This is a genomic window from Streptomyces sp. NPDC094032, assembly GCF_040303965.1.
GTDB lineage: Bacteria > Actinomycetota > Actinomycetes > Streptomycetales > Streptomycetaceae > Streptomyces.
Genome location: NZ_JBEOUE010000014.1, coordinates 192207 through 199011, shown reverse-complemented (window position 1 = coordinate 199011; position 6805 = coordinate 192207). Strand labels below are relative to the sequence as shown.

7 protein-coding genes are annotated in these 6805 nt (G+C 71.5%); 2 read left to right on the top strand and 5 right to left on the bottom strand.

Annotated features, from left to right (window positions below):
* Nucleotides 1–536 (bottom strand): acyl-CoA dehydrogenase family protein (locus ABTZ54_RS21365; protein WP_351665473.1); only part of this gene is annotated, 536 nt, incomplete at its 3' end.
* Nucleotides 537–667: 131 nt separating this feature from the next.
* On the opposite strand from ABTZ54_RS21365, the gene ABTZ54_RS21360 reads away from it, so the two are divergent.
* Entirely contained in the window at nucleotides 668–2005 is a 1338-nt protein-coding gene (locus ABTZ54_RS21360) for a UDP-glucose dehydrogenase family protein (RefSeq protein ID WP_351665471.1), read from the top strand.
* 164 nt (nucleotides 2006–2169) lie between these two features.
* On the opposite strand, the gene ABTZ54_RS21355 is transcribed toward ABTZ54_RS21360, so the two are convergent.
* The 4 genes from ABTZ54_RS21355 to ABTZ54_RS21340 form a co-directional block, all read right to left on the bottom strand.
* A complete protein-coding gene (locus ABTZ54_RS21355; RefSeq protein WP_351665469.1) occupies nucleotides 2170–3096 on the bottom strand; it encodes a membrane dipeptidase in 927 nt (308 codons plus the stop codon).
* 154 nt (nucleotides 3097–3250) lie between these two features.
* Nucleotides 3251–4444, bottom strand: coding sequence for a dipeptidase (locus ABTZ54_RS21350; RefSeq protein WP_351665467.1), 1194 nt, complete (start codon nucleotides 4442–4444; stop codon nucleotides 3251–3253).
* Entirely contained in the window at nucleotides 4441–4938 is a 498-nt protein-coding gene (gene purE, locus ABTZ54_RS21345; protein ID WP_351665501.1) for a 5-(carboxyamino)imidazole ribonucleotide mutase, read from the bottom strand. The genes ABTZ54_RS21350 and purE overlap by 4 nt, the downstream gene beginning before the upstream one ends.
* A gap of 19 nt (nucleotides 4939–4957) precedes the next feature.
* A complete protein-coding gene (locus ABTZ54_RS21340) occupies nucleotides 4958–6097 on the bottom strand; it encodes a 5-(carboxyamino)imidazole ribonucleotide synthase (protein ID WP_351665465.1) in 1140 nt (379 codons plus the stop codon).
* A 188-nt stretch (nucleotides 6098–6285) separates the two neighbouring features.
* On the opposite strand from ABTZ54_RS21340, the gene ABTZ54_RS21335 reads away from it, so the two are divergent.
* Complete coding sequence (locus ABTZ54_RS21335; RefSeq protein WP_351665463.1) at nucleotides 6286–6801, top strand: GtrA family protein; 516 nt, start codon at nucleotides 6286–6288, stop codon at nucleotides 6799–6801.
* Nucleotides 6802–6805 lie beyond the last annotated feature (4 nt).

The window sequence follows — 6805 nt, the reverse complement described above, 5'->3', positions numbered from 1 at the left end:
TCGGTGACGGCCATGACGGTGTAGTACTCGGAGACGCCGGCGTTGGTGATCCAGCGCTTGACGCCGTTGAGGATCCAGAAGTCGCCGTCGCGTACAGCGCGGGTCTTCATGCCGGCGGCGTCGGAGCCCGCGTCCGGCTCCGAGAGTGCGTAGGAGAACATGGCGTCGCCCTTGGCCAGGGGGGCGAGGTACTTGGCCTTGAGCTCCTCGGAGCCGGAGAGGATGACCGGCAGCGAGCCCAGCTTGTTGACCGCCGGGATCAGCGAGGAGGAGCCGCAGGCGCGGGCGACCTCCTCGATCACGATGACCGTGGCGAGGGCGTCGGCGCCGGCGCCGCCGTAGCTCTCGGGGACGTGGACGGCGTGCAGGTCGGCCGCGACCAGCGCGTCCAGGGCCTCCTGCGGGAAGCGGCCCTCCTCGTCCACCGCCGCGGCGAACGGCGCGATCTTCGCCTCCGCCAGCGCACGGACCGACTCACGGAGCATGTCGTGCTCCTCCGCCGGGCGATACAGATCGAAGTCCTTGGAACCCGACATGCCCACTCACTTCCCTGCCGCTTGCTAACTACCGTTAAGTAACCCAAAGGGTAGGGCGTGACCGGGCCTCGATCCAGGCCCCGACTATGCTCGGGCAGGCATTTCCCGCCCGTACGCACAGGGAGTCCCGCATGGCCCTCAAGATCACCGTGATCGGCACCGGATACCTCGGCGCCACGCACGCCGCGGCCATGGCTGAGCTCGGCTTCGAGGTCCTCGGGCTCGATGTCGTGCCCGAGAAGATCGAGCTGCTCGCCTCCGGCCGGGTGCCGATGTACGAACCGGGGCTCGAAGAGCTGCTCGCGCGCCACGTGGAGGGGATCGAGGGGTCCAGCGGGCGGCTGCGGTTCACCACCTCCTGGGAGGAGGTCGGCGCGTTCGGCGACGTCCACTTCGTCTGCGTGAACACGCCGCAGAAGCACGGCGAGTACGCCTGCGACATGTCGTACGTCGACGCCGCCTTCTCCTCGCTGGCCGGCGTGGTGCGTGAGGGCGCGCTCGTCGTCGGCAAGTCGACCGTGCCGGTCGGCTCGGCGCAGCGGCTCGCCGGGCTGCTGCCCGAGGGCGTCGAGCTGGCCTGGAACCCGGAGTTCCTCCGCGAGGGCTTCGCCGTGCAGGACACCCTGCACCCGGACCGGGTCGTGGTCGGTGTCGCCGAGGGCGCGCGGGGCGAGCTCGCCGAGAAGCTGCTGCGCACGGTGTACGCGGTGCCGGTGGCGGAGGGGTCGCCGTTCGTGGTGACCGACTATCCGACCGCCGAGCTGGTGAAGACCTCCGCCAACTCCTTCCTCGCCACGAAGATCTCCTTCATCAACGCGATGGCCGAGGTCTGCGAGGCGGCCGGCGGCGATGTCGCCAAGCTGGCGGAGGCGATCGGGCACGACGAGCGGATCGGCGCGAAGTTCCTGCGGGCCGGGATCGGTTTCGGCGGCGGGTGCCTGCCCAAGGACATCCGGGCCTTCATGGCGCGGGCCGGGGAGCTGGGGGCGGACCAGGCGCTGACCTTCCTGCGCGAGATCGACTCCATCAACATGCGGCGGCGGGCGTCCATGGTGGAGATGGCGCGGGAGGCGCTGGGCGGGGGCTTCCTCGGCAAGCGGGTCGCCGTTCTCGGTGCGGCCTTCAAGCCGGACTCGGACGATGTGCGGGACTCGCCCGCGCTGAATGTGGCGGGGCAGATCCATCTTCAGGGCGGTCAGGTGACCGTCTACGACCCCAAGGGGATGGACAACGCTCGGCGGCTGTTTCCCACGCTGGGGTATGCGGAGTCGGTGGTCGAGGCGGTGCGGGGGGCGGATGTGGTGCTGCATCTGACCGAGTGGCGGGAGTTTCGGGATGGGGTGGATCCGGTGGAGTTGGCCGGTGTGGTCGCCTCCCCCGTGATCCTGGATGGGCGTAACGCGTTGGATCCTGAGCGGTGGCGCGAGGCCGGGTGGACGTATCGGGCGATGGGGCGGCCTCGGGCCTGAGGGGGTGCGGGTCTAGGCGCGGGGAGCGGAGGCGCCGCTAAGCGCGCCGTCCCGTGTGCCCACCCGTCCCGCCCCAGCGGGACGATTGCCCACACGGGCGGGGCGGCGCGGCCTACGGAACGGCGGGGCCCGGCCGCGGGTGCGGTCGGGCCCCTTGCCGTCGGTCACGCGGCCTTCAGTCGCGTAGTTCTCGCGTGGAACTCCGTCTCTCTCAGGGTGCGGGTGGTGTTGGCGTGGGAGAGGGCTATCAGGTCCTGGATGGGCCAGGCTCTGCGGAGGAGTTCCGCGAAGAGGGGGGTGTAGCCCTGGGTCGGGTCGGTGGTGTGGGAGAGGCCGGTCGCGCCGGGGCCCGCCAGGGTTCGCAGGCGGTCGAGGGTGTCGGCCGTGGCCGACGCGTCCGGTGTGACCGGCACCATGCAGACGCCGCCGTTCTCGCCCAGCAGGCGCAGCACGTCGTCCGGCATGCCGTCGGGTTCCGCGCGGGTGAGCAGGACCGGGGCCCGGCCCACCCTGAGGGTCTGACGGACGGTGTCGGGGTCGGCCCCCGCGAGGTCCACGGTGAGACCGAGGCGGTTCATCTCCCGTATCGCCTCACGGGCGAAGCGGTCGAAGCGGGTGAGGCCGACGGCCCGTACGCCGAGCGCGTGGTACGCCCGGAGCGCGGCGACCGAACCGCCGACCGCCTCCCAGCTCACCGGCCCGAGCAGCGCGGCCACCCGGCCGCAGTTGCGGGCGTGGGCCATCTCGGAGGTCGTGTACGCCAGGCGCAGCTCCTCGGGGAAGGCGGCCACCAGCGCGCGGATCGCGTCGATCCGGCGCAGGGTGCCGAGCACGCCCTCGTCCGCGCCCACGCGCAGCGACCAGAGCTGGGCTCCCGCCTCCGGCGCCCGGACCGGCGACAGGTCGTCCGGGTCGAGCACGCGGGGCGGTTCCGTGTGCCCCTCGACGACCGGCTGCGCCGCGAGCAGGGCGCGCGCACGGGTCGACTCGTCGAGGGGCCGGGGATGTTCGGGGGGATCCTGGTCGCCCGCGGACGCGGCGTGGGCGACGGTGAACGTCGTGGTGGTGGGATCGTCGAGCAGATCTGCCATGGGTGACTCAACTCCGTACTACTAGGCAGTACGGTCAACCGTGCCATCGGGCCGGGGGGCGGGCGCGCCGGGCTGAGCCGTTCGGGGGATGGGGACGGGGACGCCGAAGGGGCCCCGCCGTGGCGGGGCCCCTTCTGACGATCAGCCAGTTTTCTTACGCGTCCAGCGTCGCGATCGTCGCCACCGACGGGCCCCGCAGCGCGCGCCGCTCGCGGGCCACCGCCTCCGCGTCGCGCAGCACCCGGACCGCGTTGGACCAGGTCAGCTTGGCCAGGTCCTGGTGGGACCAGCCGCGGGTGAGGAGCTCCGCGACCAGGTTCGGGTAGCCCGCGACGTCGTCGAGGCCGGCCGGGGTGAAGGCGGTGCCGTCGTAGTCGCCGCCGATGCCGATGTGGTCGATGCCCGCGACCTGGCGCATGTGGTCGAGGTGGTCGGCGACCGTGGCGGCCGTCGCGACCGGGCGCGGGTGCTCCGCCTCGAAGGCGCGGTGCAGCTTCATCGCCTCGGCGGTCGTGTCGAGGTGGTCGAAGCCGTGCGCGCGCAGATTGGCGTCGGCGCGGGCCGTCCACTCCACCGCCGCGGGGAGGATGAACTTCGGCACGAAGGTCGCCATCGCGACACCGCCGTTGGCGGGCAGCCGCTCCAGGACGTCGTCCGGGATGTTGCGCGGGTGGTCGCAGACGGCGCGGGAGGACGAGTGCGAGAAGATCACCGGCGCGACGCTGGTGTCCAGCGCGTCGCGCATGGTGGTGGCGGCGACGTGCGAAAGGTCGACCAGCATGCCGGTCCGGTTCATCTCGCGGACGACCTCGCGGCCGAAGGCGGTCAGACCGCCGTGCCGGGGCGCGTCGGTGGCCGAGTCCGCCCAGTCGTTGTTGTCGTTGTGCGTGAGCGTCATGTACCGCACGCCCAGGGTGTGCAGGGCGCGCAGGGTGGCGAGGGAGTTGTTGATCGAGTGGCCGCCCTCGGCGCCCTTGAGGGAGGCGATCCGGCCGTCCTCGCGGGCCGCCTCCATGTCGTCCGCGGTGAGCGCGGGCGCGAGATCCGCCGCGTACCGCTCCAGGAGCTGGTCGACGACGTCGATCTGCTCCAGGGTGGCGCTGACCGCGTTGTCGCCGGTGAGCCGGCAGGGCACGTAGACCGACCAGAACTGGGCGCCGACGCCGCCGGCCCGCATCCGGGCCAGGTCGGTGTGGAGCGAGCCGCTCTGGTCGGTGGCGATGTCCAGCTTGTCGAGGTCGTAGCCGCAGTGCTCGCGCAGCGCCCAGGGCAGGTCGTTGTGCCCGTCGACGACCGGGGCGGAGGCGAGGAGTTCCCGCGCCTCCGCGAGGCGATCGGCCGCGCTCATCGGGCGAACCCGAAGGACTCCGCGCCCTCGACCTTGGCCCGCAGCCGCTTGCCCTTCTCGGTCGCCTGGTCGTTCAGCTCCTGCTGGAAGTCCCGCATGCGGGCGAGGAGTTCGGGGTCGTGCGTGGCGAGGATCCGGGCGGCGAGGAGGCCCGCGTTGCGGGCGCCGCCGACCGAGACGGTGGCGACCGGGACCCCGGCCGGCATCTGCACGATGGAGAGGAGCGAGTCCATGCCGTCGAGGTACTTCAGCGGCACGGGGACGCCGATCACGGGCAGCGGGGTGACCGAGGCCAGCATGCCCGGCAGGTGCGCCGCGCCGCCGGCGCCCGCGACGATCGCCTTCAGACCGCGCTCGGCGGCCTGCTCGCCGTACGCGATCATCTCGCGCGGCATGCGGTGCGCGGAGACGACGTCGACCTCGTACGCGATCTCGAACTCGTCGAGGGCCTGCGCGGCGGCCTCCATGACGGGCCAGTCCGAGTCGGACCCCATGACGATGCCAATGAGCGGATTACTCAACGATCGTTCCTCGCAGGTAGTCGGCGGCGTGGCGGGCGCGCTCCAGCACGTCGTCCAGGTCGTCGCCGTAGGTGTTGACGTGGCCCACCTTGCGGCCGGGCTTCACGTCCTTGCCGTACATGTGGATCTTCAGCTGCGGGTCCCTGGCCATGCAGTGCAGGTACGCGGAGTACATGTCCGGGAAGTCGCCACCGAGAACATTGCACATCACGGTCCACTTCGCGCGGGGGCGCGGGTCGCCCAGCGGAAGGTCGAGGACGGCCCGGACGTGGTTGGCGAACTGCGAGGTGACCGCGCCGTCCTGGGTCCAGTGGCCGGAGTTGTGCGGGCGCATGGCGAGCTCGTTGACGAGGATGCGGCCGTCGCGGGTCTCGAAGAGCTCGACCGCGAGGTGGCCGACGACGTCCAGCTCCTTGGCGATGCGGAGGGCCAGCTCCTGGGCCTGTCCCGCAAGCTCGGCGGAGAGGTCGGGGGCGGGCGCGATGACGGTGTCGCAGACGCCGTCGACCTGCCGCGACTCCACGACCGGGTAGGCGACGGCCTGCCCGTGCGGGGAGCGGACGATGTTCGCGGCGAGCTCGCGCGCGAAGTCGACCTTCTCCTCCGCGAGGACCGCCACGCCCGCCTTGAAGGCGTCGTGTGCGTCCGCCTCCGAGCGCACGAACCAGACGCCCTTGCCGTCGTAGCCGCCGCGCACGGTCTTCAGGATGATCGGGAAGCCCTCGCCCTCGGCGGCGAAGGCCGCCGCGTCGGCCGGGTCCGCGACCAGGCGGTGCCGCGGGCCGGGCGCGCCGATCGCGTCGAGCCTCGCCCGCATCACCCCCTTGTCCTGGGCGTGCGCGAGGGCCGCACGGCCGGGGCGGACGACGACGCCGTCCGCCTCCAGGGCCGCCAGGTGCTCCGCGGGCACGTGCTCGTGATCGAAAGTGATCACGTCGCAGCCGCGCGCGAAGTCACGCAGCGTGTCCAGGTCGCGATAGTCGCCGAGCACGACCTCGCTCACCACCTGGGCCGCCGAGTCCTGCGGGGTGTCACTGAGCAGCTTGAACTTGATGCCGAGGGGGATACCCGCCTCGTGGGTCATACGGGCGAGCTGACCGCCACCGACCATGCCGACTACCGGGAACGTCACCCTCTTAGGGTATCCGCACAAGTTCCGGACACTCGTCCGGCTGTGTTTTGTCACAGCCGGGAGTGGGTTCGCCCACGGATCGCGAGCAACACAGGCGGGTGACAGGAGCGCTGGTTAGCATGGTTTGGTTGACGCCGTCCGGGCGTCGGCCGGAACACCTCCGAAACGGACGGGACAGAGCCATCACGATGAGTGAACCCGGCGCCCTGCGCATGCGACTGGACCGCCTCGTCCGCGAGGTCGCCAAGTTCGGCGTGGTCGGCGGCCTTGGCGTGCTGGTGAACCTGGCCGTCTTCAACCTGGTCCGCCACCTCACCGACCTCCCCGTGGTCCGGGCGAGCATCATCGCCACGGCGGTGGCCATCGCCTTCAACTACGTGGGGTTCCGCTACTTCACGTACCGCGACCGCGACAAGTCCGGCCGGACCAAGGAACTGACCCTGTTCCTGCTGTTCAGCGCCGTCGGCATGGTGATCGAGAACGGCGTGCTCTACGCGGCGACGTACGGCTTCGGCTGGGACACCCCGCTGGCGAGCAACTTCTTCAAGTTCTTCGGCATCGGCGTCGCCACGCTGTTCCGCTTCTGGTCCTACCGGACCTGGGTCTTCAAGGCGCTGCCCGCGAAGGAGGCGGTGCAGACCGCCGAATCGTTCCTGGAGCAGGCGCCCCGCCAGAGCGGGCGCAAGCAGCCCGACCGGGTCTGATCCC